Genomic DNA, 23,951 nt, shown 5'->3' on the forward strand with positions numbered 1-23,951 from the left:
CTACTTCGCAAACTGAGCAGCTAATTTTTCTGCTTTTTTAGATTCTGAATAATCATAGAATCCTTCTCCAGATTTTACTCCTTTTTTACCAGCAGTTACCATGTTAACTAACAATGGACAAGGTGCATATTTAGGATTTTTGAAACCATCGTACAACACTTCTAAGATTGATAAACAAACGTCTAAACCGATAAAATCTGCTAATTGTAATGGTCCCATTGGATGAGCCATACCTAATTTCATTACTTCGTCAATTTCTTTCACGCCCGCAACTCCTTCATATAAAGAATAAATTGCTTCGTTAATCATTGGCATTAAAATACGATTGGCGATAAAACCTGGATAATCATTCACTTCAACTGGAACTTTTCCTAATTTTTCTGACATTTCCATAATCGCTTTCGTTACTTCGTCTGTTGTATCGTAACCACGAATAATTTCAACCAATTTCATCATCGGAACTGGATTCATGAAATGCATTCCAATCACTTGTTTTGGACGACTTGTAACAGACGCAATTTTTGTAATCGAAATAGAAGAAGTATTAGACGCTAAAATTGCATTTGCTGGCGCAGCTTCATCAATTTGTTTGAAGATTTTCAATTTCAAATCTAAATTTTCTGTTGCAGCTTCTACAACTAAATCCGCATTTTTTACCGCTTCCGCAGTATCTGTAAATGTTGTAATATTATTTAAAGTTGCTGTTTTGTCAGCTTCCGTAATTTTTTCTTTGGCGATCATACGCTCCAAATTTCCAGCGATTGTTTTCAATCCACGCTCCAAACTATCTTGAGAAACGTCAACCAAATTCACTGCAAATCCTGATTGTGCGAAAACGTGAGCAATTCCATTCCCCATCGTTCCAGCTCCAATAACTGTAATGTTTTTCATCTTTTTGTATGTTTGTTTTTATTATTTATTTTTTTTCGAGATTCGAAGTTCGAAATGAGTTTTGCGAAATTTGATTTTTCAGAATGAGAAGCTGAAATGAATTCAGCTTGACAAATTTTCGTCATTCTGATTTCTATGACAAAACCAAGTTATTTTTATAAATATTTTGATTTTTAATTAGTGCATAAATTCTGTGAATTATTTTATTTCTGACTGCGTTTAAGACCGACATTTTATTTTTCCCTTCTTCTACCTTTCGATGATAATAAATAGCCAAGTCATTATCTAAACGAATAGCACTCATTGCAGCTAAATGCAATAGTTTCTTCAAATCTTTATCAGCCATTGATGAAACTTTCGGTTTTCGCCTTATGGAAGTTCCAGATTGAAAATCAAATGGAGCTATTCCAGCATAGCAAGCCATTTGTCTAGGTGTATTTATGGTTGTAAAACCATCTGTTTTAATCAACATATTAAATGCTAAAACTTTTCCTACACCAGGAATTGATTGTATTCTTTTATAATGATTATGAAGCTGTTCATCTTCGTTAATTAATTGATAGATTCTTTCTTCTATTTCATTAATTTGTTTCGTTAAGACATCAATAAGCTTAGTGTTTAAGCGTAATACAGCTTTATCCATAGTTGATTTTAAGAATTGTTCATCTTTTGCTTGAGCTAGTAATCCTGCTCTTATTTTAACGCGATGTTTTCTTTCAGCATTCAATAATTTTATCTTTTCAATGACTTTCGAATTAGGCTTCCACTGTTGAAGATCCATATAATTTTTAAGTAAAAATACAGCAATACGTTCGCTGTCAATTTTATCATTTTTACCTCTAACTAATCCCATACTTTTTTTCAAATGCAAAGGATTGATGACATAAACAGCAAAAGAATGTTGAATTAATACGTTGTAAAGAAGGATGTTAAATCTCCCTGTATTCTCCATTCCAATTAGAATATTTTGTCTCTTAACAAATTGTTTCAAAAAAGATTTGATAGCTTTTTCAGTATTAGCAATAGTATCAAAACGATTCACTCCATTTTCTTGAATGCAGATGTCTAAAGTTAATTTACTCACATCAATACCAATAACAATTTTTTCCATAAATTTGAATTTAATGAGAAGAGAAACTTATCAATAACTCGATTCCTTACTAATGGGTTTTTAACCCGAATTTCTATTTGAGAATTTGATAAGAAAGAGTTGAGTCTTAATCAGAATATGAGATTATATAGCTCTGAACTCGTTATAGTGTACTCAAACTCTTTTCTCTTCTTTTTATACTACAATTTAAGATTTTCAAATCTAAAGGAACTTGTTTCAAAATCACATCATATTCATGCGTTTAGCGAAATTCGAACTTCTAAAATCTAACATCGATTTATTCTTTCTCGATTGTTTGATTTTTGATGACTTGCTGTTCTTTTTCAAAATAAGCAATAATCTCCAATGCAACTTTCAATGCATTTCGTCCATCTTGTAACGAAACTTTAATTGGTGAATTATTCACAATAGAATCTGCAAAGCTTTCTAATTCATCCAAAATTGCATTATTTGGTAAAATTTCTGGATGTTCAAAACAAATTTCTCTACGATCTCCTTTATCGTTTTCCAAAATCATCGCAAATTCACTTGGATTTTCTGGCGCTTTGTGCATTTTAATAATTTCAGTCTTTTTCGTCAAGAAATCAATTGAAATATACGCATTTCGTTGAAAAACACGCATTTTTCGCATATTTTTCATTGACATTCTACTTGTCGAAACATTCACCACACAACCATTTTCAAACTCAATTCGAGCATTTGCAATATCAGGTGTATCACTAATTACCGAAACTCCAGACGAATGAATTGATTTAATTTCTGATTTTACAATCGATAAAATCACATCTAAATCATGAATCATCAAATCTAAAACTACAGGAACATCTGTACCGCGCGGATTAAATTCTGCCAAACGATGCGTTTCAATAAACAATGGTTCTTCGATAAAAGGTGCAGCCGCTGTAAATGCAGGATTAAAACGCTCTACGTGTCCAACTTGCGCTTTCAAACCTTTTTCATTTGTCAATTTCAACAAATGATCTGCCTCTTCTAAGGTATGCGTAACTGGTTTTTCGATGAAAAAATGTTTATTTTTTTCGATCACTTTCAATGCCACTTCATAATGTGATAACGTTGGTGTCACAATATCGACAACATCAACAGCATCAATCAATTCGTCCATCGAACTAAAATATTTATACCCAAATTCAGCTTCAACTTTTTTTCCATTTTCTTCAAAAGAATCAAAGAAGCCAATTAATTCGTATCTTTCCGATTGATTTAATAACTTTAAATGGATTTTTCCAAGGTGCCCAGCACCGATCACTCCTACTTTTAACATTTGGTAGATTTTGCCGTTAAAATTAATGAGAATAAGTTGTATTTAATGCATTTTTGTAAAAATTTTGGAATATGTCTGTAGACGATTTTAAACACAGAGGACGACGCAAAATGTTGGTTGATTTGTTGCGCTCGAAAGGAATTGAAGATGAAAACGTATTGGAAGCTATTAATTTAGTGCCACGACATTTATTTTTAGACAGCGCATTTACGGAATTCGCATATCGCGACGAAGCTTTTCCGATTGCTGCTGGACAAACGATTTCGCATCCGTTTACAGTTGCTTTTCAGACACAATTATTAGACATTCAGCCTAATGAAAAAGTCTTAGAAATCGGAACTGGTTCTGGTTATCAAACTGCTGTTTTGGTTGCTTTGGGTGTTGAAGTTTTTACGATTGAAAGACAAAAAGATTTGTTTGATTTCTCGAAAATCATGTTGAAAAAAATCAATTTCGAGCCACGTTATCAAACGTATGGAGATGGTTACAAAGGTTTACCTTCTTTTGCTCCTTTTGATAAAATTATTGTAACGGCTGGTGCGCCAGAAATTCCAGAAGAATTAAAAAAACAATTGAATATTGGAGGAATAATGGTGATTCCAGTTGGTGAACAATCGCAACGAATGATTGTCATTATGAGATTATCAGAAGATCAATTTGAGCATTACGAATTTGGAGATTTCAAATTTGTACCAATGTTAGAAAGCCGAGATAAATAAAATAAAAAACTCCAACTAAAGTTTAGTTGGAGTTTTTTATTTTATTTATTAATCATCAATTTTCTTAAAATTTCCGTTTTTATCAAATTTTAATTCAAGTCCATTGTTCAATTTCACTTCAATTTCTTTTCGGTCTCTTTCAATTTTTGTTATTGTAGTATTCGGAAAACTTCTTTTCACATAATTCGAAATTTTAGCTGGAATAAATCCTGTTGGAATAGCATTTCGTTTTCCATCGACTTCTTTCCAAGCTCCGTCTCCATCAAATTCTACTTTTGTTCCATTTGCCAAATACACTTTATATTCTTTCGAAAAATAATCGTCGTCCAACATCACAGAACCAACTTGTTTTGCACCAAAATATTTGTTGATAAATTGCTGTCCCGTTTTTGGAACTTGGTTATATTTTATTGCTTTATCTTGAGCAAAAGAAATCAACGTTGCACTTAACATGATAACACTTAAAAACTTTTTCATTTTGTTTGATTTTATAATTATAAGACAAAGTTGCAAAGTGAATTAGGAAAGATTTGGGAAAAATTTATTTTTTCAAAATAAATTGATGAAAAGGAAACTCATAATTGTAATGTAACGTCAAATTTTGTTGATTTTTGATAATCGTGTCCACAATCGAAAGCCCTAATCCATTATTTCCATCACTTGTTCCTTGTTTATAAAAACGACTAAAAATAAGATTAGAATCCAATGTTGCGTTTTTCCCTGTATTCGAAATTATAAATTGATTTGAGTCACTTTCTATCTTAATAATTTTCTCATCATTATTATGTTTGATCGCATTTCGAATCAAATTTGAAATTAAAATTCGCGCTAAATCGATATTAAAATCAAGAATAAAATCTGCCTTAAAACTCGTTTCTAATTTAATTTCTTCTGCTTCTAAAATTTCTTCATAATCTTCGATCAAATCTTTTGTCAAAGCTGTAAAATTAACTTCAACATTATTTTTGTATTGATTATTCTCGATTCGAGATAACATTAACAACGACTTATTAAGATTCACCATTCTCCAAAGTATTTGCTTGGTTTCTACCAAACTCATCACCTCTTTTTCTTTTAAATCTGAATTTTCTATTAGCAAATCAAGTTTGTTTAGCGCAATTGTCAAAGGTGTTTGCAATTCGTGGGAAGCATTTTCGATGAACAATTTTTGTGAATTAAAAACCTCATCATTTCGATTAATCATTCGCTCAATTTCTTTTTGCAAATAAGAAAATTCTTTCACATTCGTTTCGACAAGTTTTGGTTTTTCGTTATTTCCTACTTCATATTTTCTTAATTGAGAAATAATTTGCCCAAAAGGTTTGAAAGCTTTTTTCAATCCAAAATGATTAATCAATAAAATACTAATCAAAATAAAAACATACAACGCAACCAAAGAAAGAGATAAATCATAAATAAATTCATCTTCTTCGACGGTTGACGTTCTAATTTCTAATGAAAACGGATGATTTTCTTTGTCATAAAAACCAGTTCTCAATATACGATAAGGCTCCATATCATCATCGTATCTCATGTAAACTAACTCATTTGAAAAATGATTTCTTTCATCATATTTACTTGGATCAACTTTGGTAATTTTGAATTGACTTAATCCAAATTCAGTTGTATTTAATAAATTCGTATCGCGATAAGCTTCTCGAATAATCTCAATTTTTTGATTCTTCAACCCGTCATCTACATTGTCATAAACTTCATCCAAAATCAAGGAATGAAAAAGAAATGCCCAAATCGCAATAACGATAAGCAACCAAAATGTGAGGTAACGAAATGTATAATTTTTTAGTGATATTTTCATCTTAAATCAACTTATAACCAATCCCATAAACCGCTTGTAAATCGGCTTCAGAGTTTGCTTCTTTCATTTTTTTCCTTAGATTTTTTATTTGCGAATAAATAAAATCTAAATTATCAGATAGCTCAATATGATCTCCCCAAACACTTTCTGCTAAAGTTGTTTTCTGAAAAACACGTTCGGGTCTCAACATAAAATAATACAGCAAATCATATTCCTTTCTGTTTAATTTCAGTTCAATATTATTTACTTTTACCAAACGATCTTCGGGAAAAATTTGAATATTTTTATAACTCAAAACATCCTCTCCTTTTTGTAGATTTTTGCGCAAAGCAACTTTAATTCGAGCCAATAATTCAGCAAAATGAAATGGTTTCGCTAAATAATCATCCGCGCCAACCAATAATCCTTCTACTTTATCATCAACCGAATCTTTCGCCGACAAAATAATCACCGAAGTTTCTTTATGAAGATTCTTCAATTCCTTCAACAAAGACATTCCATCACCGTCTGGTAACATCATATCCAATAAAATGCAATCATAATCGAACGAAATTATTTTATCCAAAGCTTGCTGATAATTATCTGCTGTTTCGACAATCATCTTTTCCTTTTCTAAAAACTCAACAATTGTTTCTTGCAATTTTATTTCATCTTCTACGACTAAAATCTTCATAACTTCAGTTTAAATAATTGGTAAAAATAGATAGTAAAATAGGAAAGAATTAGGAAAACTCCTACTTTTATTCTCAAAATTTAAGATTTCAATTTTGAAAAAATATAGCTTTAAAAATGATTATAGCGAAGGTGCTCACCCAGCAATTTTGCAACGATTAATCGATACAAATTTAGAACAAACTATTGGTTATGGCGAAGACGAATTTTGCAATGAAGCAAGAGAGTTCATCAAAAAAAGACTGAAAAAAGATTCAGCAATTCATTTTGTTTCTGGTGGAACACAAGCCAATTTAATTGTAATTTCTTCTATTCTAAAACCACACGAATCTGTAGTTGCAGCCGAAAGCGGGCATATTGCCGTTCACGAAACGGGCGCGATAGAAGCAACAGGACATAAAATAAATACCATTGCGACGGATAATGGAAAAATAACTCCTGAGCAAATTTCGATTATTCTTGCCACACATACGGACGAGCATATGGTAAAGCCAAAATTGGTTTATATTTCTAATTCTACGGAAGTTGGAAGTGTTTATTCAAAAAAGGAATTGCAAAAGCTTTATCATTTTTGCCAAGAAAATAATTTATACCTTTTTGTTGATGGCGCACGTTTAGCTTCTGCTTTAACTTCTTCTAAATGTGATTTAAACTTAGAAGATATGGCAAATTTTGCAGATGTTTTTTACATTGGTGGAACTAAAAATGGTGCACTTTTAGGTGAAGCAATTGTGATAAATAATTTAAAATTGGACGAAGATTTTCGTTATCATATTAAGCAAAAAGGCGGAATGTTAGCGAAAGGACGTTTGATAGGAATTCAATTTTCGGAAATGTTTCGAGATGATTTATTTTTCGAGATGGGAAAACACGCCAATCAAATGGGAGAAAAATTAGCAAATGCTATTTCAGCAAAAGGTCACAACTTTTTGACAGAACCATCTTCCAATCAAATTTTCCCTATTTTACCAAATTCAATTATCGAAAAACTACAACAAGATTTTGAGTTTTATATTTGGCAAAAAATTGATGAACAAAATTCTGCAATTAGATTAGTCACTTCTTGGACAACACCAGAGGAACAAGTAGAAAATTTTATCAAATCAATATAAAAAATAAAAGGATCCATAAATTATTGGATCCTTTTATTTTAATAATAATCTTTCACATTTTTCAAACGCTCTTTCGCGCGTTTATATTCTGCTTTTCTGATTTCTTTTTTACGTTTCATCAAATTTTTATCGTGAGAATAATTACGTTCTATTCGCTTGATATCTCTTTCGTATTCGTCTTCTAAACGCTCTAATCGATCATCAATTCGGTCTTTGTAATAATCGTCACGATGAGAATTTGACCATTTATAACGTTGATTATCATTTAAGATTTTATCAATATCACGTTGTAAATTGTAAGAAATCTCTCTTTTTCTTCTACCTTTTTCGTAACCAGATAAATTACGATCTCTTCCAACTCTTTCGAAATCTTTACTTGCTTGTTTTTTTAAAGCAATTATTTTATTTTTTTGACTTGATGATATTCCGTAATAATCAGATCTTTCAATTAAAATATCGACATTTCTATTATTTCCATCATTTGGTCTATTTTGCGCATAACTTGAAATTGTAAACAATGCAAAACCAAAAATTAAAAACTTCTTCATATTCTAAACTTTCGTTTAGAATATGCAAAGTCCGTGCTGAAATGAATAAATTATTAAAATTTATATTTAATCAACAACTAATCAATAAATTAATTAAACCTTAGTTTTTTCTAACGCTTGCAAAATATCTTCGATAATATCCACTTTATCCTCCAAACCGACTGATAAACGAATAGAGCCTGGCCTAATTCCCAAATCTGCACGTTCTGCATCTGATAATTTTGCGTGAGTTGTAGTTGCTGGATGCGTTGCAATCGATCTCGAATCCCCTAAATTAGACGTATATAAAATCATTTCTAATGCATCAATAAATCTGAAAGCACGTTCTTTTCCTCCTTTCACTTCAAATGTTACGATTCCACCCCCGCCTTTCATTTGTTTTTTCGCCAACTCATATTGCGGATGCGATGGTAAAAATGGATATTTCACATCTGCAATTTCAGCATGATTTTCCAAAGCTTCTGCCAACGCCAACGCATTTTCGCAATGACGATCCATACGAAGTGGCAACGTTTCTAAACTTTTAGAAATTGTCCACGCATTAAAAGCCGACATCGCCGGACCTGTATGACGAATAAAAAACATCATTTCATTGATTAATTCTTCTTTTCCTACAACTACTCCACCCAAAACTCGACCTTGTCCGTCCATATATTTTGTTGCAGAATGAATAGATAAATCAAATCCAAATTGCAAAGGTTGTTGTAAATATGGCGTTGCGAAACAATTGTCAATTGCAAAAATAACATTCGGATGTTTTTCTTTCAATTTTGCCAAAGCTTCTAAATCAAATAATTCTAATCCAGGATTTGAAGGCGATTCTAAGAAAACAATTTTTGTATTTGGTTGAATTGCTTTTTCCCAATCCTCGATATTTGGCGTTTCTACATATGTATAAGTTACGCCCCAACGCGGAAATAATTGCGTAATTAATTGATGCGTAGAACCAAAAATTGCACGACTCGATACAATATGATCTCCACTTTTTATATACGAAGCAAAAGATGCAAAAACAGCAGCCATTCCCGAAGCAAAAGCTAAACCTGCATCTGCTTTTTCCAAAGCACAAACGCGATTAATAAACTCTGTTGTATTTGGATTTGCATAACGTGAATAAACCATACCTTGCTCTTCTTCTGCAAAAATTGCACGTCCTTGCTCTGCGCTATCAAAAATAAAACTTGATGTTAAATATAATGGAACCGAATGCTCGCGAGTAGCAGATCTTGGCGCTTGCTCACGAATTATCTTAGACTGATCTTTTTTCATAAGAATCAAAGTTAACGATAGTTTTATTAAGCAAAAAGCTTTTAATAAAGTTTTAAACAGAAATTATTTCTATTTTCAATTGTTATTTCGATAATTTGACTGTTTCTAAAAAGATTTTTAGAAATATTTCAGAAACGATTTTAAAACTTTCATTTTCATCACGATTAAAAATAATTAAACGAGTAATTATTCCTAAAATTTCATTCAAATTTAATCTCTACCTTTGCAATCTTATATCAATTTATGTCATTCGAAAATTTAGGATTATCACCATATTTATCAAAAGCAATTACAAAACTTGGATTTTTAAAACCTTTTGAAATTCAGACCGAAACAATTCCATCAATTTTAAAAGGAAAAGATGTTATGGGAATTGCAAAAACTGGTTCTGGAAAAACCTTGTGTTTTGTTACGCCTTTGCTACAAAAAATTCAGCATCAATCGTACGAAAAATCTCGTAACATAAAAGCGTTAATTTTAGTTCCAACACGTGAATTGGCAGTTCAGATTGAACAAACTTTTGCAGGATTGCAAACTGCTTTACGCCGTGAGGTACAAACGCAAGCGGTGTATGGAGGAACTTCGATTAATCCACAGATGAAAAATTTGTATGGAACAGAAATTTTGATTGCAACTCCTGGTCGTTTATTGGATTTGATGGATCATAATGCGTTATCATTGGATCAATTGCAATATTTGGTGATTGATGAAGCAGACAAAATGTTTCAATTAGGATTTGGAGATGAGATGAACCTAATTTTGAAAAGTGTTCCGAAAAAGAAACAATCGATTCTTTTTTCTGCGACTTTGAATGATAAAATTGATGAAATAAAATCTACATTAAGTATTGATCCAATTGTTGTCGAAATCAAAAAACAAGAAATTGATTTGGAACAAATCGAACAAGTTGCTTATAAAGTTGATGCCGAAACAAAAGGTCCTTTTTTACGTTATTTAATCAAATCTGAAAACTTAGAACAAGTTTTGGTTTTTGTTTCTTCGACACGAACTGCAGATAATTTAGTAGAAAAATTAAAAAAGAATAAAATCTCTGCAATGGCGATTCACAGTAAGAAATCCCAAGGCGCTAGAATGGATAATTTGGAAGATTTTAAATTAGGTGATATTAAAGTTTTGGTTGCAACAGATTTGATTGGACGCGGAATTCATATCGAAGGTTTACCAACTGTTATTAATTATGAATTACCTCGTTCTCCTTTAGATTATGTGCACAGAATCGGGCGTACAGGTCGTGCAAATGCAAACGGAAAAGCCATTAGTTTGATTACAGAAGAAGATTTGCATCATTTCAAAATCATTCAGAAAAAAATGGGTAAAAAAGTTGATTTACTTCCAACTGATAATGTGAATTTACACGGATATTAAAATAAGTTTTAAGTTATGAGTAATAAGTTCAAAGTTTTCTCTGAACTCATTACTCATAATTTTTAATTAAATCAAGTCCAAAGATATTGTCTAAACTCTATTAATTTTTTCAACATTTGATTATCTTCTTCATATTGATTATTTTCTAAATTATCATTATCGAGCTTACGTTTATTCCACCAATTATATAAGTTTTCAATTTCAATTTTTGCATTTTTATGTTCATCATCATACATCCAATCAACATGACTTGTAAATAAATTTTCTTTTACAATACAATCGGATAAAATCTGAAAAACAAGCATGTAAGATAACCATATCCTTATCTAACCATTCATCTTTTAATGTTTCTATTTTTAGAAGATTCGAAGGTTTCATTATTAATTTATTTTTCAAAACTCATAACTATTGACTCACAACTTCTATATATGTGGACCAAGCATATTTTTAGGATCAAGGATTTCGTCCAAACGCTCTTTCGACAATAAACCGTGATCTAAAACCAATTGATAAACACTTCCTCCTGTTTCTAAAGCTTCTTTCGCAATTTTTGTACTTGCTTTGTAACCAATATACGGATTTAAAGCTGTAACAATTCCAATACTATTTTGTACTTCATTTTTCAAATGTTCTGCGTTTGCTGTAATTCCATCTACACATTCAACGCGTAGCGTATTCATCGCATTTGTTAAATATTGAATCGATTCCATAATCGAAAAACCAATTATTGGTTCCATTACATTTAATTGTAATTGACCAGCTTCGGCAGCCATTGTTATTGATAAATCATTTCCAATGACTTTAAAACAAACCTGATTTACCACTTCTGGAATTACAGGATTTACTTTCCCTGGCATAATCGAAGATCCCGGTTGTTTCGGAGGTAAATTAATCTCGAACAAACCTGTTCTCGGTCCTGAAGTCAACAGACGTAAATCATTACAAATTTTAGACAACTTCACACAAAGACGTTTCAGAGCAGATGAATAATCAACAAATGAACTTGTATCCGAAGTTGCTTCCACTAAATTATCAGCCAACGAAACATCTTCATTCATGATCTCAGCAATTTTAGTTGTACACAATTGTGCATAACCAGGAACAGCATTCAATCCAGTTCCAATCGCAGTTGCACCCATATTTATCACTAATAATTCAGCAGCTATTCGATTCAAATTATCAACTTCTTTATGCAACGTATTCGAAAAACCTTCAAACTCTTGCCCAAGTGTCATTGGAACCGCATCTTGCAATTGTGTACGTCCCATTTTTATAACATTACTAAATTGTTTCCCTTTTTTATCAAAAGCCTCATACAACGAAGTTAATGCCTCAACCAAAGGCTTGTTCATATTAAATAATGCTAATTTCAAAGCAGATGGATAAGCATCATTCGTAGATTGCGAAAGGTTCACATGATCATTTGGCGAACAAAATTGATACTCTCCTTTTTGTTTTCCTAAATACTCCAAAGCAATATTTGCAATTACTTCATTTGCATTCATATTTGTAGAAGTTCCCGCACCACCTTGTATCATATCGATTGGAAATTGCTCTGTATATTTACCAGCAATTAACTCATTTGAAGCGAAAGAAATCGCATCAAATAATTCTTTCGATAAAATTCCTAATTCGTGATTAGCTTGTGCAGCACCTAATTTCACAATACCAAGTGCCTTTACAAATTCGGGATAATGTGACAAATAATTATTGGAAATTTTGAAATTATTAATGGCGCGTTGCGTTTGCACACCATAATAAGCCGTTTCAGGAATTTGTAATTCTCCTAATAAATCAGACTCCGTTCTCATTTTATTTATTGTTTGTTATCGACAATTAAAGGTAAGGAATAATCTAGTATCTTTTTGAAAAGCATTTTGTCAAAAAATTCAAAAAATCTATATCTTTAAAACATTAACACAAAAGAGATGAAAGCAGCTCGTTATTATTCATTAGACGTTTTTCGTGGCGCAACTGTTGCGTTGATGATTTTGGTAAATAATCCAGGAACTTGGTCGGCTATGTTCGATCCTTTGGAGCATGCAGAATGGCACGGATGTACGCCAACAGATTTGGTTTTTCCGTTCTTTTTGTTTGCTGTAGGAAATGCAATGGCTTTTGTGATTCCAAAATTACAACAACAACCTCAACAAATTTTCTGGCAAAAAGTAATTAAACGAACAATTTTAATTTTCGGAATTGGATTATTCATCAATTGGTGGCCATTTTTCAAGTGGGATAATAATGACCTTATTTTCAAAGCATGGAAAGATTCAGAAGAAAGCGGAATCCGAATAATGGGCGTTTTACAACGAATTGCAATTGCTTATTTTTTCGCTTCGGTGATTGCTTTTTATTTTAAACAAAAACAAGTTTTATTGATAAGTTGTGCGATTCTTCTACTTTATTGGGTTTTAACTTTCGGACTTGGAACTTCTGACCCTTATTCATTAGAAGGTTTTATAGGGACTAAAATTGATAATCAATTGCTTGGTTTAGCGCATATTTACAAAGGAGAAGGTGTTCCGTTTGATCCCGAAGGAATTTTCAGTACAATTTCTACTATTCCACAGGTTTTATTTGGGTATTTGGTTGGTGATTATATTCAGAAACAAGGAAATATCAATTGGTTGAATCGTCCGCTACCAAAAACTGACAATCCGCAATATAAAATGTTAGCTGGTTTATTTGTTTTAGGAACAATTGCATTGACAATTGGTTACGTTTGGCAATGGGACTTTCCGTACAATAAAAAGATTTGGAGCAGTTCTTATGTTTTCAACACAACTGGTTTAGCAATTTTAACAATTGGCGCAATGATTTGGTTCATCGAGATTTTAGGCATCAAAAATGGTTTTATGAAATTTTTTGATGTTTTCGGAAAAAACCCTTTATTCATCTTTGTTCTGAGCGGATTATTACCTCGATTATTAGGTTTAATCAGAATTGAAGCTGGTTTAAATGACAAAGGAGAAATCAAATTCACTTCTCCATTAGGCTGGTTTTACGAAAATATTTGCGCAAAGATTTCTGGAATCCCAGAAATTGGTTCATTTGTTTATTCGCTAATTTTCTTAGCTTTCTTTTGGTGGTTAGCTTATTTATTGGATAAAAAGAAGATTTATATAAAGGTGTAAAAATTTTGAGTCTTAAGTCTTGAGTGACAAAACATGTCTCAACATTTCTTATTTTAAACTTTCTTATAAACCGCATAAAACTGATAAAAATGTTTAATATTCTCAACATCAAAAATAATTTGTTTCCATTGATTTAATTCCAAAATCAACTGATTATCGTGCTGAATAAATTTTCCGACAAAAATTTCATCATCATTCAAATACAAACCAAATTTATCATTGACCAAATGTAAATTTTCCACTTCCAAATGTTCAAAAAATAAAATAGACGATTCTTCTTCTGTAAAATCGATAGGTGAAGCGATACTCGAAGAATATTCTAACGCAATAAACTGATGCGAATTATAGATTGGAAAGTAAATCGACGGATAATTTTCTATATTAGAAAATAATTCTTTTTTTAACTGAATTATTTCTCGTGATAAAAAAGGAATCGCGCTCAAATTTTTAACATTTCGTAACATATCAGCTTCCTCAAAATAGTTATCAAAGTGTAATATTTCGTTAACTGTTAAGTTTTTTTCGATCAAATGATTTATTGGAATGCTAAAATATTTAGCAATTTGAGAAATTGTTTCAATTCGTGGCTCTGCACGTTTTTCTTCATAAGATGAAATATTCCCTCTACTAACTTCGAACAAATCAGCAAAAGCCTGTTGAGTTAAGTTCTTAACTTGTCTTAATTTCTTTATATTTTCACCTATTTTTGTCATTATTTAAAATTTTAACACTTTTATTTGCTAATTATTTTAGCAAATTGTTTAATTTTATGGAAACAAATTACAAAAAACACTAATAACAACAAAATGAATTATTTTTCGAAGATTGAAAATTTTATTCAAAACATCAATTACACCATCACTTACAAAGACGAAAAAGAGGGTGTTTTTATGATTGAAAATTTATTGGATGGTGTTCAAAATCTGATTGTAGGAATTGCACCACCTGTTATCATTTTCGAGTTGTATTTATTTACAATTACAAATGATAATCTGGAAATGCTAAAAGCGTTGTTGATGAAAAATCGCGATATCATTCATGGTGCTTTTGCAATAACAGAAGACGGAAAAAAAGTTATTTATCGTTACACACTTCAAATTGCGAATCTTGATCAAAACGAATTTGAAGCAACGTTAAATTCTTTGAGCTTATTGATGAGCGAATATTCTGCTCAATTAATCGAATTTTCTAAACAATAAAACAATATCACTATGAATATTTTCAAACGTATTTTTAGAATTGGACAAGCGGAAATACATTCGGTTGTCGAAAAAATGGAAGACCCAATCAAAATGACAGAACAAGGAATTCGCGAAATGCGCGATGATCTTAATCAATCATTAGAGGCTTACGCAAAGGTAAAAGCAATGGCAATTCGTTCGCAAAATAGCGTCGACAAGAAGAAAGAAGAAGCTGCAGATTATGAACGAAAAGCAATTCTTTTGTTAGAAAAAGCTGAGCGAAATGAAATTACAATTGAACAAGCCGAAAATTTAGCGAAAGAAGCTTTGAGCTTAAAAAATCAATTGTTAGAAGAAATTACTGAATTAGAAAATCAAGTGATTATTCATGAAAAATCTGCAAATGAAGTGCACAAAAACGTTGAGGTTCTTAAATTCAACATTAATAAATGGGAAAATGAATTAACAACATTAAAAGCTCGTGTAAAAGTTGCTGATGCCACAAAACAAGTAAACAAACAAATGGCAAAAATTGATGCGAATAGCACAATTAGCATGTTAGAACGCATGAAAGCCAAAGTAGAAGAAGACGAAGCACTTGCACAAGCTTACGGAAGTTTAGCGGACAATTCGAAAACCGCTGATGACGAAATTAACGAAACCTTGAAAGGTGATTTGATTCAAAATGAATTAGAAGCTTTAAAGCTAAAAATTCAGTCGAAAAATCAAGAATAAATCACTTTTTATAGTGAATTATTTCTATAAAATTTTTAGTAAATTAATCTCTTTTAAAAAATCAAAACTATGGCATCTAAATATGAATACAAAACAATAGAAATAATGCCTAACGCTGGCTTATTTTCTATCAAAATAGATAAAACATTTTTGGATGATTTACTAAATAAATATGGAAATGAAGGCTGGGAATTAATCACTTCCACTCCGCTTTCCATCAACAGCACAACGAAAATTATTTATTATACATTCAGAAGAGCTATTTAACATTAAAAATTAACACTAAATGACCGAAATTTTAGACCTTCTTTTTAATCCATTGGCCAACGGAATTATGACCATTTTGATGGGATTTTCTCTTGTCTATTGGGTATTTCAACTGTTAGCTGGTGACGGAATTGATCTTGGAACAGATTCTGATTTTCATATCGGAGACATCAATGATGTTGATGCCCACCACGAAATTGACGCTGATCACGATGCTGATGCAGACGTGCATCACGAACCAGGTTTTTGGGCAAAATGTTTAGAATTCATCAATGTTGGTAAAGTTCCGTTAATGGTGATTATTACTTTGTTCAAATTTATCAGTTGGGTGATTACCATTATTTCTTCGATTGTTTTTGGATTAAGCAAATTAGGATTGTATTCAGTTTTAATCTTAATTCCGGTTTTCATCATCGCTTATTTTATGATGCATTGGATCACTAAACCATTAGTTAAAATGTATTCAGAATTAGGTTATCATGGAGAAGAAGAAACTGATTTTATCGGAAGAGTCGGAAAATCAAAATCTAAAATCACAGGAGATAAAATAGGCTCTGCGGAATTTCAAATCGAGAAAGATATTATTACGCTTAACATCAAAAGTCAAAATGGCGAAGAAATTAATTTTGGAGATACCATTATTATCACCGACGAATCGCCTTCAAATCATTATTATTTCGTCATCAAACATATAACCTTAAACAACATTTAACACTATTATGACACTAATATTTCAACTTACTTCGTTTCTTATCGAAGAAATTTTAATCTTAATTATTCACTAAATCAATCAAAATATAATAAAAATCTCATGACAAATTTTATTCTTTTAGCAGTTGGTGTTATCGTTTTCATCTTTATTGCTTTCATCGTCGTTTTAAGCGTTTTCTATAAAAAAGTTCCGCAAGGAAAAGCCATCGTTCGTACTGGTGTTGGTGGATCGCAAGTAGCTTTCAACAAAGGAATGTATGTAATTCCTGTTTTCCACAAAATGGAAATTATGGACATTTCGATTAAGAAAATTGATATTACTCGTCAACAACACGATGGTTTAATTTGTAAAGACAACATTCGTGCAGATATCAAAGTTGCATTTTTTGTTCGCGTTAATAAATCGGTGAATGATGTAATCAATGTTGCACAAAACTTAGGAACAGAACGAGCATCAGAACCAGAAACATTAAAAAGTATTTTCGAAGCAAAATTCTCAGAAGCTTTAAAAACAGTTGGAAAAAAATTCGATTTTATCGAATTATACGAAGCTCGTCGCGAATTTAGAGATGAAATTTTAAATATCATCGGAACAGACTTGAATGGATATATTTTAGATGACTGTGCGATTGATTATTTAGAACAAACTGAATTACAATTCTTGAGCCCTGATAATATTTTAGATTCGGAAGGTATTAAAAAAATCACGGAATTAACGGCTCAACAAAATATGAACGCCAACTTAATTCGTCGTGAAGAAGAAAAAGTAATCAAAAAACAAAACGTTGAAGCGCGCGAAGCAATCTTAGAATTAGAGCGACAATTAGCCGAAAAAGAAGAGCGTCAACGCAGAGAAATCGAAAATATAAAAGCGCGCGAAGAGGCAGAAATTGCAAAAGTTCGCGAAGAAGAACGTCTAAAAGCTGAATCTGTTCGTATTACAACAGAAGAGCAATTGGCGGTACAAGAAGAAAATAAATTGCGTCAAATTATTATCGCAGAAAAAAATAAAGTTCGTACTGATGCAATCGAAACGGAACGCGTTGAAAAAGATCGTGCATTAGAGCAAACAGAACGTGAGCGAATTGTGACTTTAGCTCAGATTGATAAAGAAAGGTCTATCGAAGTTGAGAAGAAAAATATTCAAGGCGTTATCAAAGAACGCGTTCTTTTAGAAAAAGGCGTGATTGAAGAGCAACAAGGTGTGAAAGATGTTGAAGTTTACCGTGAAGTTGAGCGTCAGAAACAAGCCGGAATTATTGCTGCATCGCAAGAAGCGGAAGAGCGTTTAATCGAAACTGTAAAAGCTGCGGAAGCGGCAAAAATTGCGGCAGAGCAAGAAGCTGCTCGTCAAGTTATCGAAGCAGATGCACAAAAACAAGTTGCAGAACGCAAAGCGCAAGAGTTATTAATTGATGCGGAAGCTAAAAAAGAAGCTTCTGCAAAAGAAGCTGAAGCTCGTAAAATAATTGCTGAAGCACAAGCAAAAGAAGAAGCTGCAATTGGTCTATCTGAAGCAGAAGTAATGGTTGCAAAAGCAGAAGCAGAAGAAAAACAAGGAACTGTAGAAGCATCTGTTATCGAGAAAAAAGCAGAAGCGTTACGTAAAGAAGGCTTAGCACAAGCAGAAGTTGTTCGTGAAAAAGCATTAGCAGAAGCAAAAGGAATTGAAGAAAAAGCAGAAGCTATGAAGAAACTGGACGGTGTTGGAAAAGAGCACGAAGAGTTCAAACTTCAATTACAAAAAGAAAAAGATATCGAATTGGCTCATATCAACATTCAAAAAGATATTGCTGGAGCCCAAGCTGAGGTGTTATCAAATGCATTGAAATCTGCGAAAATTGACATTGTTGGTGGAGAAACAATGTTCTTCGAAAATATTGTGAAACAAGTTTCGAATGCAAAAGGTTTCGATCATTTAATCGACAATTCGAAACATGCAACAGATATCAAAAATGCATTGATTGACGAAGATGGCGGAAGCGATTTAGCTGGAAAAGTGAGAAGTCTTGCCGATAAATATGGCATTTCATCAAACGACATCAAAAACTTAACAATTACTGCGGCATTAATTAAATTACAGCAAGCTGCTTCTGCTTCTGGAAACAGCGAAGACACAGGATTTATAAATTCTCTTTTCGGAATTGCGAATCAGTTAGGTGTTTCAAATAAAAAAATAGGTTAATCCATTAAACAATAATAGAGTGATTGAATCTATTCGTTTCAATCGCTCTTAATTACAGTTTAATCACCTTCTAGATTTTAATTTAATGCAAGAAGAAAAAAATATTAACGTTACCGAAACGCTTGATGCAGGCGCGTACGAAATCATCCGAAAAAGACTTCTTACACAAAAAGATTTTCTTTCGGAAAGATTAACGAAATTGAATGATGCTCGAAAAGAAGTCTTCAATTCTACCAATTTTGCATTAAGCGCAAACCAAAGAATTACGACAGAAAATACATGCGTCGCACGTGGAATTATCGCGTTCGATAAATTGTGTATTTTTGGTTACAACGTGCATTTCGGTTTACGCACAGACATTCAGTTGAGCGATGTTTTTAGTATTTATCTGTTTCAAGAAAATCAATTTATTCCTCAACCTCTCGACTTAATAAACGATCAGAATTTCTTTACAGATTTTCAGAATTTATATAAATATTACCGCGATTCTATCTTTTCTAAATTTCGTAGAACAGATAATTATCTATACATGGTTTTCCAAACCAGTAAAAGCGCACAAGATTTGAAAGCGTTTAAATGGTTAATCAAAGACGGAAAATTAATTTATCAAGATGATCGCAGCATTCACGAAGTAAAAAAAGCAGATCAATTTGATTTTGAATGGCAAAAAACTTCTATCGATGATCGTCGATTAGGAAAGTTTCCACATATTTCTATTTTAGATAAGATTTTTATCGAAGCAATTGGTGGTGATATTACTTTTAAAATTGAAGATAATACGGATTCAGGAAAAGGAATTTTCACTGAAAAAGTGACACATTTAGATCAACAATTAGACGATGCCGAATATTATTATGCCGATTTAGGAAATCTAATTGCGGTTAAAATAAAACCGTTTCAAGAAGATTTCAGAGCCTATATTTACAATGTTCGCACCAAAGAAGTTATCAACATTCCTGCACTTTTAGATGCAGCAGTTCTGTTACCCGATAATCAAGGTTTAATTTTTTCGAATGGTTATTATTTACAAAACGGAACGTATCATCTTTTCGATAATAATAATTTAGAGCATTTTCAATTTTTCCGTCGTGTAAATTCTCCGAACGGAGAAGATTTTATGTACATTTTCAATCAAGATGAAACCAATACATACATTCTTTTATCGTACAATATCATTCAACAAACTGTGGAAACACCTATAGTTTGTAATGGTTTTACGATTTTTAAAGATGGAAGTTTAATTTATTTCCGCACCGAAGAAGAAGCGACAAGACATCATCAAGTTCAAATTTGGCAAACACCTTATGTTGAACGTTTGATTGAAAATACAGAGAAAACAAATCATCCATTATATAAAATTGGGAACAAAGACATTGTGAAAGCAATGGCTGAATCTCAGGAGGTTATTCAATTAATCAACAAAGAAGATTCGTACGAAGGTTTATACGAGGACATTGTAAAAAAAGCGAATAATATTGTAGATGGCTATTTTTGGATTAATGATCAAGAGACTTTTGAGCTTGCTGTTCCTTTATTAGAAATAAAAACAGTTGCCAATACAGCGATTGATGAATTTGCTAAAGTTCAAATTCAGAAAAAATTTGCGCAAGAAACCTTAGAAAAAACGGAAGAATCGATTGAAGAAATCGTTTTCAAAGTAAATAGCACAACGTACAATCAATTGGATTTATTGGTTGAACATTTAGCTGAGGCTCGTAAAATTCAAGGAAAAGTTATTGATTTACGTTCAATTCGCTACATCAATTTAGAGCGTGTTCAAGAATTAGAAAACCGATTGCAAGAGGTAAACGAAAATTTATCAACCAAAACAATTGAGTTTCTTTTATTGGATGAAGCACTAATTCCATACGAAGAAAAAGTTGCTGAACAGAAAAACTTAGTAGCTTCTATCGAAAAAGTCATTGATGCGAAAGTTATCGAAGAAGCCTGTCTTAAAATTGCCTCAGAATTAGAATTATTGATTGATATTCTGAACAGTTTAAAAATTGAAGACGCAACACAAACAACAAAAATCATTGAGAAAATCTCGGTTATTTTTGCTTCGCTTAACGAAGTTCGTGCCCAATTAACACGTCAAACTTCTGCGTTAAAAAGCAAAGAAGCTGTTGCAGAATTTTCTGCTCAAATCACGTTGTTAGAACAAAGTGTGGTTAACTTTTTAGAATTATCAACAACTGCCGAAAAAACGGAAGAATACAATACAAAAATAATTGTTCAACTTGAAGAATTAGAAAGTAAATTTTCTGATTTTGATGATTTCGCCTTGAAAATTGCAGATAAGCGCGACGAAATTATCAAGGCATTCAATTCGAAACGTGAACAATTAGTTGAACAAACCAACAAACGCACCAATTCATTAGAACAAATTGGCTTGCGCGTCTTGAAAAATATCGAAAATAAAGCCAAAACTTTTTCTGAGAAAGAAGAAATTTTAGCGTTTTATTCTTCGGATTTAATGATTGACAAAATGCGTCAAATCATTCAAGAATTGAAGGATTTAAAAGATGTTTCGAAAGCCGAAAACCTTGAAAATCTATTAAAAAAATCGCAAGAAGATACGCTTCGTGTTTTACGAGATAAAACTGAACTTTTTGTTGATGGGCAAAATATTATTGCGCTTGGTCAAAATAAATTTACGGTCAATACGCAGCAATTAGCGCTGACATTGTTGAATCGTAACAACGAATTATTTTATCATTTAACAGGTACAAGTTTCTATCAAAAAGTTAAAAACGATGAGATTTATCGTTACCAAGATATTTGGAACCAAGAATTTGTTTCGGAAAATCAATTGGTTTATCGTGCTGAATATTTAGCTTATCAAGCTTTTTTAGCAAGAAATGAAAACGATTTTGATGCTGAAAAATTTATCAATCAAATCATTGAACAAAATTATTCGGAAGGTTATATAAAAGGCGTTCACAATTTTGATGCGTTTCGAATTTTTACTGAATTGGTCAACATAAATTCGAAATTAGATGTGTTGCAATTTGATGCGCCAACTCGTACAACTGCTCAAATTTTTTGCCATTCTTTAGAAAAGAATTTGCAAGATAAGTTGAATGCAATGATTAATTCGGCTCAATTAATTTTGAAAAATTTTCCGAATTCAACTCGATTTGAAAATATTCTAAATGAAATCAAATCGCTTTTTGAAAATTGGGAAACTGAATGGGATAAAACAATAACAACTTCAGAAAAAGTTGCCAATTATTTGTTTAGAACTTTCACAAAATATCAAGCTTTTTCGATGAGTAATGAAGCTGAAAATTTTCGAAAAGAATTCATTAATTACTTAGAGAAAAATAAAAATTCAGATGATTTTAATGCGTTGATTGCAGATGAACAATTTTCTTCAACCGAAAAATTTTACTTGATCGAAAACTGGATTCATTCTTTTATCGATGAAAATGAAAATTTTTCAACTTACAGAAATGTTGTAAATGAAGTAGCAACGATGTTATTGTTTTCTAAAGATAAATTTCAGTTAATAAATGGAAATTCATCTATTATAATTGAAGATTTAAAAGGAAATCATACCGTAATAATTGATGGTATTTATACACAAAATTATCATGAAATCATTTCTAAATTAGAGCATTTTTCAACTGTTGATGTTCCAAATTTTAAATCATTCCAAAAGTTAAAAGAAGAAATTTCGAAAGCTTATGAAAAGGATTTAAAAATCGCAGAATTTGAACCAAAAGTTTTAACATCATTTGTTCGAAATAAATTAATCAACGAAGTTTATTTTCCTTTAATCGGAAATAATTTAGCCAAACAATTGGGAACTGCAGGCGATAACAAGCGTACTGCACGAATGGGAATGTTGTTGTTAATTTCGCCTCCTGGTTATGGAAAAACGACGTTGATGGAGTATTTAGCAAAAACAATGGGCCTACATTTTGTGAAAGTAAATGGACCAACAATTGGACATAATATTACATCAATCGATCCAATAGAAGCCAAAACTTCTGGAGAAAGAGAGGAATTAAAAAAGATAAATCTTTCGTTTGAAATGGCAGATAATGTAATGTTGTACTTGGACGATATTCAGCATTTGAGTGCCGAATTTTTACAGAAATTTATTTCATTAGCCGATGGACAGCGAAAAATTGATGGAATTTTTGAAGGAGAAAGTAAAACCTACGATTTACGCGGAAAACGTTTTTGCATTGTAATGGCAGGAAATCCATATACGGAAAGCGGCTCTAAATTTCAGATTCCAGATATGTTGGCTAATCGTGCTGATGTTTATAATTTGGGTGATGTAATTGGTGATACGGAAACGTTGTTCAATTTAAGTTTGATTGAAAATGCAACAGGAGATAATCCTTATTTGGATAAAATTGCTTCAAAAAGTTTGACAGATTTTTACAAGTTAACAAATTTTGTAACCGAAAATCAAGAACAACTTCCGGATTTGGAAGGCAATTATTTGAAACAAGAAATTGATGATTTTATTGCAGTTCTAAAACATGTGATTAAGATTAGAAATATTGTCGTAAAAGTCAATCAAAATTATATTTCGAGCGCAGCAATGCAAGATGATTACAGAACGGAACCGCCTTTCAAAATGCAAGGTTCGTACAGAAATATGTCAAAATTGGTTTCGAAAATTGTTCCAATGATGAACGAAAAAGAAATTAACGAAACTATTTTAGCGCATTACGAAAGTGAATCGCAAACATTGACAACAGATACAGAATCGAATTTGTTGCGATTAAAAGAAATTGCAGGTTTGATAACTGCTAAAGAAAAAGAACGTTGGGAAACGATAAAAGCAACCTTTGTAAAAAATAACAAACACGGTGGCTTGAATAAAGACGATAAAGTTTTTGCTCAATTGCTCGAATTCAATGAAAATTTGGAAGGAATTATCCAAGCTATTTTGAAGAAATAAACTAA

At 31.8% G+C, this 23,951-nt stretch carries 21 protein-coding genes; 10 read left to right on the top strand and 11 right to left on the bottom strand.

Annotated features, from left to right (window positions below; all coding sequences use genetic code 11):
- The 3 genes from ACTS9J_RS14720 to ACTS9J_RS14730 form a co-directional block, all read right to left on the bottom strand.
- The gene (locus ACTS9J_RS14720) at nucleotides 1-891 is read right to left on the bottom strand and encodes a 3-hydroxyacyl-CoA dehydrogenase family protein (RefSeq protein WP_114997739.1); all 891 of its coding nucleotides are present in this window, start codon (nucleotides 889-891) and stop codon (nucleotides 1-3) included.
- Nucleotides 892-1,024: 133 nt separating this feature from the next.
- Nucleotides 1,025-2,002 (bottom strand): IS110 family transposase, encoded by a 978-nt coding sequence (locus ACTS9J_RS14725; RefSeq protein WP_038337380.1) that lies wholly within the window; start codon nucleotides 2,000-2,002, stop codon nucleotides 1,025-1,027.
- A gap of 277 nt (nucleotides 2,003-2,279) precedes the next feature.
- Nucleotides 2,280-3,284, bottom strand: coding sequence for a Gfo/Idh/MocA family protein (locus ACTS9J_RS14730; protein WP_114997742.1), 1,005 nt, complete (start codon nucleotides 3,282-3,284; stop codon nucleotides 2,280-2,282).
- 71 nt (nucleotides 3,285-3,355) lie between these two features.
- Between ACTS9J_RS14730 and ACTS9J_RS14735 the strand changes: the two genes are divergently transcribed.
- Entirely contained in the window at nucleotides 3,356-4,003 is a 648-nt protein-coding gene (locus tag ACTS9J_RS14735) for a protein-L-isoaspartate(D-aspartate) O-methyltransferase (protein WP_038332579.1), read from the top strand.
- Nucleotides 4,004-4,051: 48 nt separating this feature from the next.
- On the opposite strand, the gene ACTS9J_RS14740 is transcribed toward ACTS9J_RS14735, so the two are convergent.
- The 3 genes from ACTS9J_RS14740 to ACTS9J_RS14750 all read right to left on the bottom strand — a co-directional run bounded on the left by ACTS9J_RS14740 (nucleotide 4,052) and on the right by ACTS9J_RS14750 (nucleotide 6,492).
- Entirely contained in the window at nucleotides 4,052-4,480 is a 429-nt protein-coding gene (locus ACTS9J_RS14740; RefSeq protein WP_180905227.1) for a PepSY-like domain-containing protein, read from the bottom strand.
- 64 nt (nucleotides 4,481-4,544) lie between these two features.
- Nucleotides 4,545-5,819 (bottom strand): sensor histidine kinase, encoded by a 1,275-nt coding sequence (locus tag ACTS9J_RS14745; protein WP_448353414.1) that lies wholly within the window; start codon nucleotides 5,817-5,819, stop codon nucleotides 4,545-4,547.
- Between the two features lies 1 nt (nucleotide 5,820).
- Complete coding sequence (locus ACTS9J_RS14750; protein ID WP_221854497.1) at nucleotides 5,821-6,492, bottom strand: response regulator transcription factor; 672 nt, start codon at nucleotides 6,490-6,492, stop codon at nucleotides 5,821-5,823.
- 94 nt (nucleotides 6,493-6,586) lie between these two features.
- Between ACTS9J_RS14750 and ACTS9J_RS14755 the strand changes: the two genes are divergently transcribed.
- Nucleotides 6,587-7,603: a threonine aldolase family protein gene (locus tag ACTS9J_RS14755; protein ID WP_280036984.1), complete on the top strand. Its 1,017-nt coding sequence runs from the start codon at nucleotides 6,587-6,589 to the stop codon at nucleotides 7,601-7,603.
- Nucleotides 7,604-7,641: 38 nt separating this feature from the next.
- On the opposite strand, the gene ACTS9J_RS14760 is transcribed toward ACTS9J_RS14755, so the two are convergent.
- Together ACTS9J_RS14760 and ACTS9J_RS14765 are read right to left on the bottom strand one after the other, a co-directional pair.
- The gene (locus tag ACTS9J_RS14760; RefSeq protein WP_280036982.1) at nucleotides 7,642-8,151 is read right to left on the bottom strand and encodes a hypothetical protein; all 510 of its coding nucleotides are present in this window, start codon (nucleotides 8,149-8,151) and stop codon (nucleotides 7,642-7,644) included.
- A gap of 93 nt (nucleotides 8,152-8,244) precedes the next feature.
- Nucleotides 8,245-9,420, bottom strand: coding sequence for a trans-sulfuration enzyme family protein (locus ACTS9J_RS14765; RefSeq protein WP_416410853.1), 1,176 nt, complete (start codon nucleotides 9,418-9,420; stop codon nucleotides 8,245-8,247).
- 243 nt (nucleotides 9,421-9,663) lie between these two features.
- Here ACTS9J_RS14765 and ACTS9J_RS14770 point away from each other — a divergent pair, with 243 nt between their 5' ends.
- Nucleotides 9,664-10,806, top strand: a complete 1,143-nt coding sequence (locus tag ACTS9J_RS14770) for a DEAD/DEAH box helicase (protein WP_448353415.1) — start codon at nucleotides 9,664-9,666, stop codon at nucleotides 10,804-10,806.
- A 71-nt stretch (nucleotides 10,807-10,877) separates the two neighbouring features.
- Here the strand turns inward: ACTS9J_RS14770 and ACTS9J_RS14775 are convergent, their stop codons facing one another.
- Nucleotides 10,878-11,111, bottom strand: a complete 234-nt coding sequence (locus tag ACTS9J_RS14775; RefSeq protein WP_448353416.1) for a hypothetical protein — start codon at nucleotides 11,109-11,111, stop codon at nucleotides 10,878-10,880.
- A 117-nt stretch (nucleotides 11,112-11,228) separates the two neighbouring features.
- Nucleotides 11,229-12,626, bottom strand: a complete 1,398-nt coding sequence (gene aspA, locus ACTS9J_RS14780) for an aspartate ammonia-lyase (protein ID WP_291064104.1) — start codon at nucleotides 12,624-12,626, stop codon at nucleotides 11,229-11,231.
- Nucleotides 12,627-12,734: 108 nt separating this feature from the next.
- Here aspA and ACTS9J_RS14785 point away from each other — a divergent pair, with 108 nt between their 5' ends.
- Nucleotides 12,735-13,943, top strand: coding sequence for an acyltransferase family protein (locus ACTS9J_RS14785; protein WP_291064095.1), 1,209 nt, complete (start codon nucleotides 12,735-12,737; stop codon nucleotides 13,941-13,943).
- Nucleotides 13,944-13,996: 53 nt separating this feature from the next.
- On the opposite strand, the gene ACTS9J_RS14790 is transcribed toward ACTS9J_RS14785, so the two are convergent.
- Nucleotides 13,997-14,656: a helix-turn-helix domain-containing protein gene (locus tag ACTS9J_RS14790; RefSeq protein WP_448353417.1), complete on the bottom strand. Its 660-nt coding sequence runs from the start codon at nucleotides 14,654-14,656 to the stop codon at nucleotides 13,997-13,999.
- Between the two features lie 93 nt (nucleotides 14,657-14,749).
- Between ACTS9J_RS14790 and ACTS9J_RS14795 the strand changes: the two genes are divergently transcribed.
- The 6 genes from ACTS9J_RS14795 to ACTS9J_RS14820 all read left to right on the top strand — a co-directional run bounded on the left by ACTS9J_RS14795 (nucleotide 14,750) and on the right by ACTS9J_RS14820 (nucleotide 23,946).
- The gene (locus ACTS9J_RS14795; RefSeq protein ID WP_219034890.1) at nucleotides 14,750-15,142 is read left to right on the top strand and encodes a YbjN domain-containing protein; all 393 of its coding nucleotides are present in this window, start codon (nucleotides 14,750-14,752) and stop codon (nucleotides 15,140-15,142) included.
- 12 nt (nucleotides 15,143-15,154) lie between these two features.
- Complete coding sequence (locus tag ACTS9J_RS14800) at nucleotides 15,155-15,859, top strand: PspA/IM30 family protein (RefSeq protein WP_125350044.1); 705 nt, start codon at nucleotides 15,155-15,157, stop codon at nucleotides 15,857-15,859.
- Between the two features lie 69 nt (nucleotides 15,860-15,928).
- Nucleotides 15,929-16,126: a DUF4177 domain-containing protein gene (locus ACTS9J_RS14805; RefSeq protein WP_125350043.1), complete on the top strand. Its 198-nt coding sequence runs from the start codon at nucleotides 15,929-15,931 to the stop codon at nucleotides 16,124-16,126.
- Between the two features lie 19 nt (nucleotides 16,127-16,145).
- On the top strand, nucleotides 16,146-16,838 hold the full coding sequence (locus ACTS9J_RS14810; protein ID WP_125350042.1) for an OB-fold-containig protein: 693 nt from the start codon (nucleotides 16,146-16,148) through the stop codon (nucleotides 16,836-16,838).
- A 99-nt stretch (nucleotides 16,839-16,937) separates the two neighbouring features.
- Complete coding sequence (locus ACTS9J_RS14815) at nucleotides 16,938-19,022, top strand: flotillin family protein (protein ID WP_221856601.1); 2,085 nt, start codon at nucleotides 16,938-16,940, stop codon at nucleotides 19,020-19,022.
- 85 nt (nucleotides 19,023-19,107) lie between these two features.
- Nucleotides 19,108-23,946 (top strand): DNA repair ATPase, encoded by a 4,839-nt coding sequence (locus tag ACTS9J_RS14820; protein WP_221856599.1) that lies wholly within the window; start codon nucleotides 19,108-19,110, stop codon nucleotides 23,944-23,946.
- Nucleotides 23,947-23,951 lie beyond the last annotated feature (5 nt).

Source organism: Empedobacter sp. ULE_I140 (assembly GCF_053482575.1).

Bases quoted from the DNA above. Each gene is read 5' to 3' on its own strand.
- ACTS9J_RS14720 (WP_114997739.1), bottom strand. From the start codon at position 891: ATGAAAAACATTACAGTTATTGGAGCTGGAACGATGGGGAATGGAATT.
- ACTS9J_RS14725 (WP_038337380.1), bottom strand. From the start codon at position 2,002: ATGGAAAAAATTGTTATTGGTATTGATGTGAGTAAATTAACTTTAGAC.
- ACTS9J_RS14730 (WP_114997742.1), bottom strand. From the start codon at position 3,284: ATGTTAAAAGTAGGAGTGATCGGTGCTGGGCACCTTGGAAAAATCCAT.
- ACTS9J_RS14735 (WP_038332579.1), top strand. From the start codon at position 3,356: ATGTCTGTAGACGATTTTAAACACAGAGGACGACGCAAAATGTTGGTT.
- ACTS9J_RS14740 (WP_180905227.1), bottom strand. From the start codon at position 4,480: ATGAAAAAGTTTTTAAGTGTTATCATGTTAAGTGCAACGTTGATTTCT.
- ACTS9J_RS14745 (WP_448353414.1), bottom strand. From the start codon at position 5,819: ATGAAAATATCACTAAAAAATTATACATTTCGTTACCTCACATTTTGG.
- ACTS9J_RS14750 (WP_221854497.1), bottom strand. From the start codon at position 6,492: ATGAAGATTTTAGTCGTAGAAGATGAAATAAAATTGCAAGAAACAATT.
- ACTS9J_RS14760 (WP_280036982.1), bottom strand. From the start codon at position 8,151: ATGAAGAAGTTTTTAATTTTTGGTTTTGCATTGTTTACAATTTCAAGT.
- ACTS9J_RS14765 (WP_416410853.1), bottom strand. From the start codon at position 9,420: ATGAAAAAAGATCAGTCTAAGATAATTCGTGAGCAAGCGCCAAGATCT.
- ACTS9J_RS14770 (WP_448353415.1), top strand. From the start codon at position 9,664: ATGTCATTCGAAAATTTAGGATTATCACCATATTTATCAAAAGCAATT.
- ACTS9J_RS14775 (WP_448353416.1), bottom strand. From the start codon at position 11,111: ATGCTTGTTTTTCAGATTTTATCCGATTGTATTGTAAAAGAAAATTTA.
- ACTS9J_RS14785 (WP_291064095.1), top strand. From the start codon at position 12,735: ATGAAAGCAGCTCGTTATTATTCATTAGACGTTTTTCGTGGCGCAACT.
- ACTS9J_RS14790 (WP_448353417.1), bottom strand. From the start codon at position 14,656: ATGACAAAAATAGGTGAAAATATAAAGAAATTAAGACAAGTTAAGAAC.
- ACTS9J_RS14795 (WP_219034890.1), top strand. From the start codon at position 14,750: ATGAATTATTTTTCGAAGATTGAAAATTTTATTCAAAACATCAATTAC.
- ACTS9J_RS14800 (WP_125350044.1), top strand. From the start codon at position 15,155: ATGAATATTTTCAAACGTATTTTTAGAATTGGACAAGCGGAAATACAT.
- ACTS9J_RS14805 (WP_125350043.1), top strand. From the start codon at position 15,929: ATGGCATCTAAATATGAATACAAAACAATAGAAATAATGCCTAACGCT.
- ACTS9J_RS14810 (WP_125350042.1), top strand. From the start codon at position 16,146: ATGACCGAAATTTTAGACCTTCTTTTTAATCCATTGGCCAACGGAATT.
- ACTS9J_RS14815 (WP_221856601.1), top strand. From the start codon at position 16,938: ATGACAAATTTTATTCTTTTAGCAGTTGGTGTTATCGTTTTCATCTTT.
- ACTS9J_RS14820 (WP_221856599.1), top strand. From the start codon at position 19,108: ATGCAAGAAGAAAAAAATATTAACGTTACCGAAACGCTTGATGCAGGC.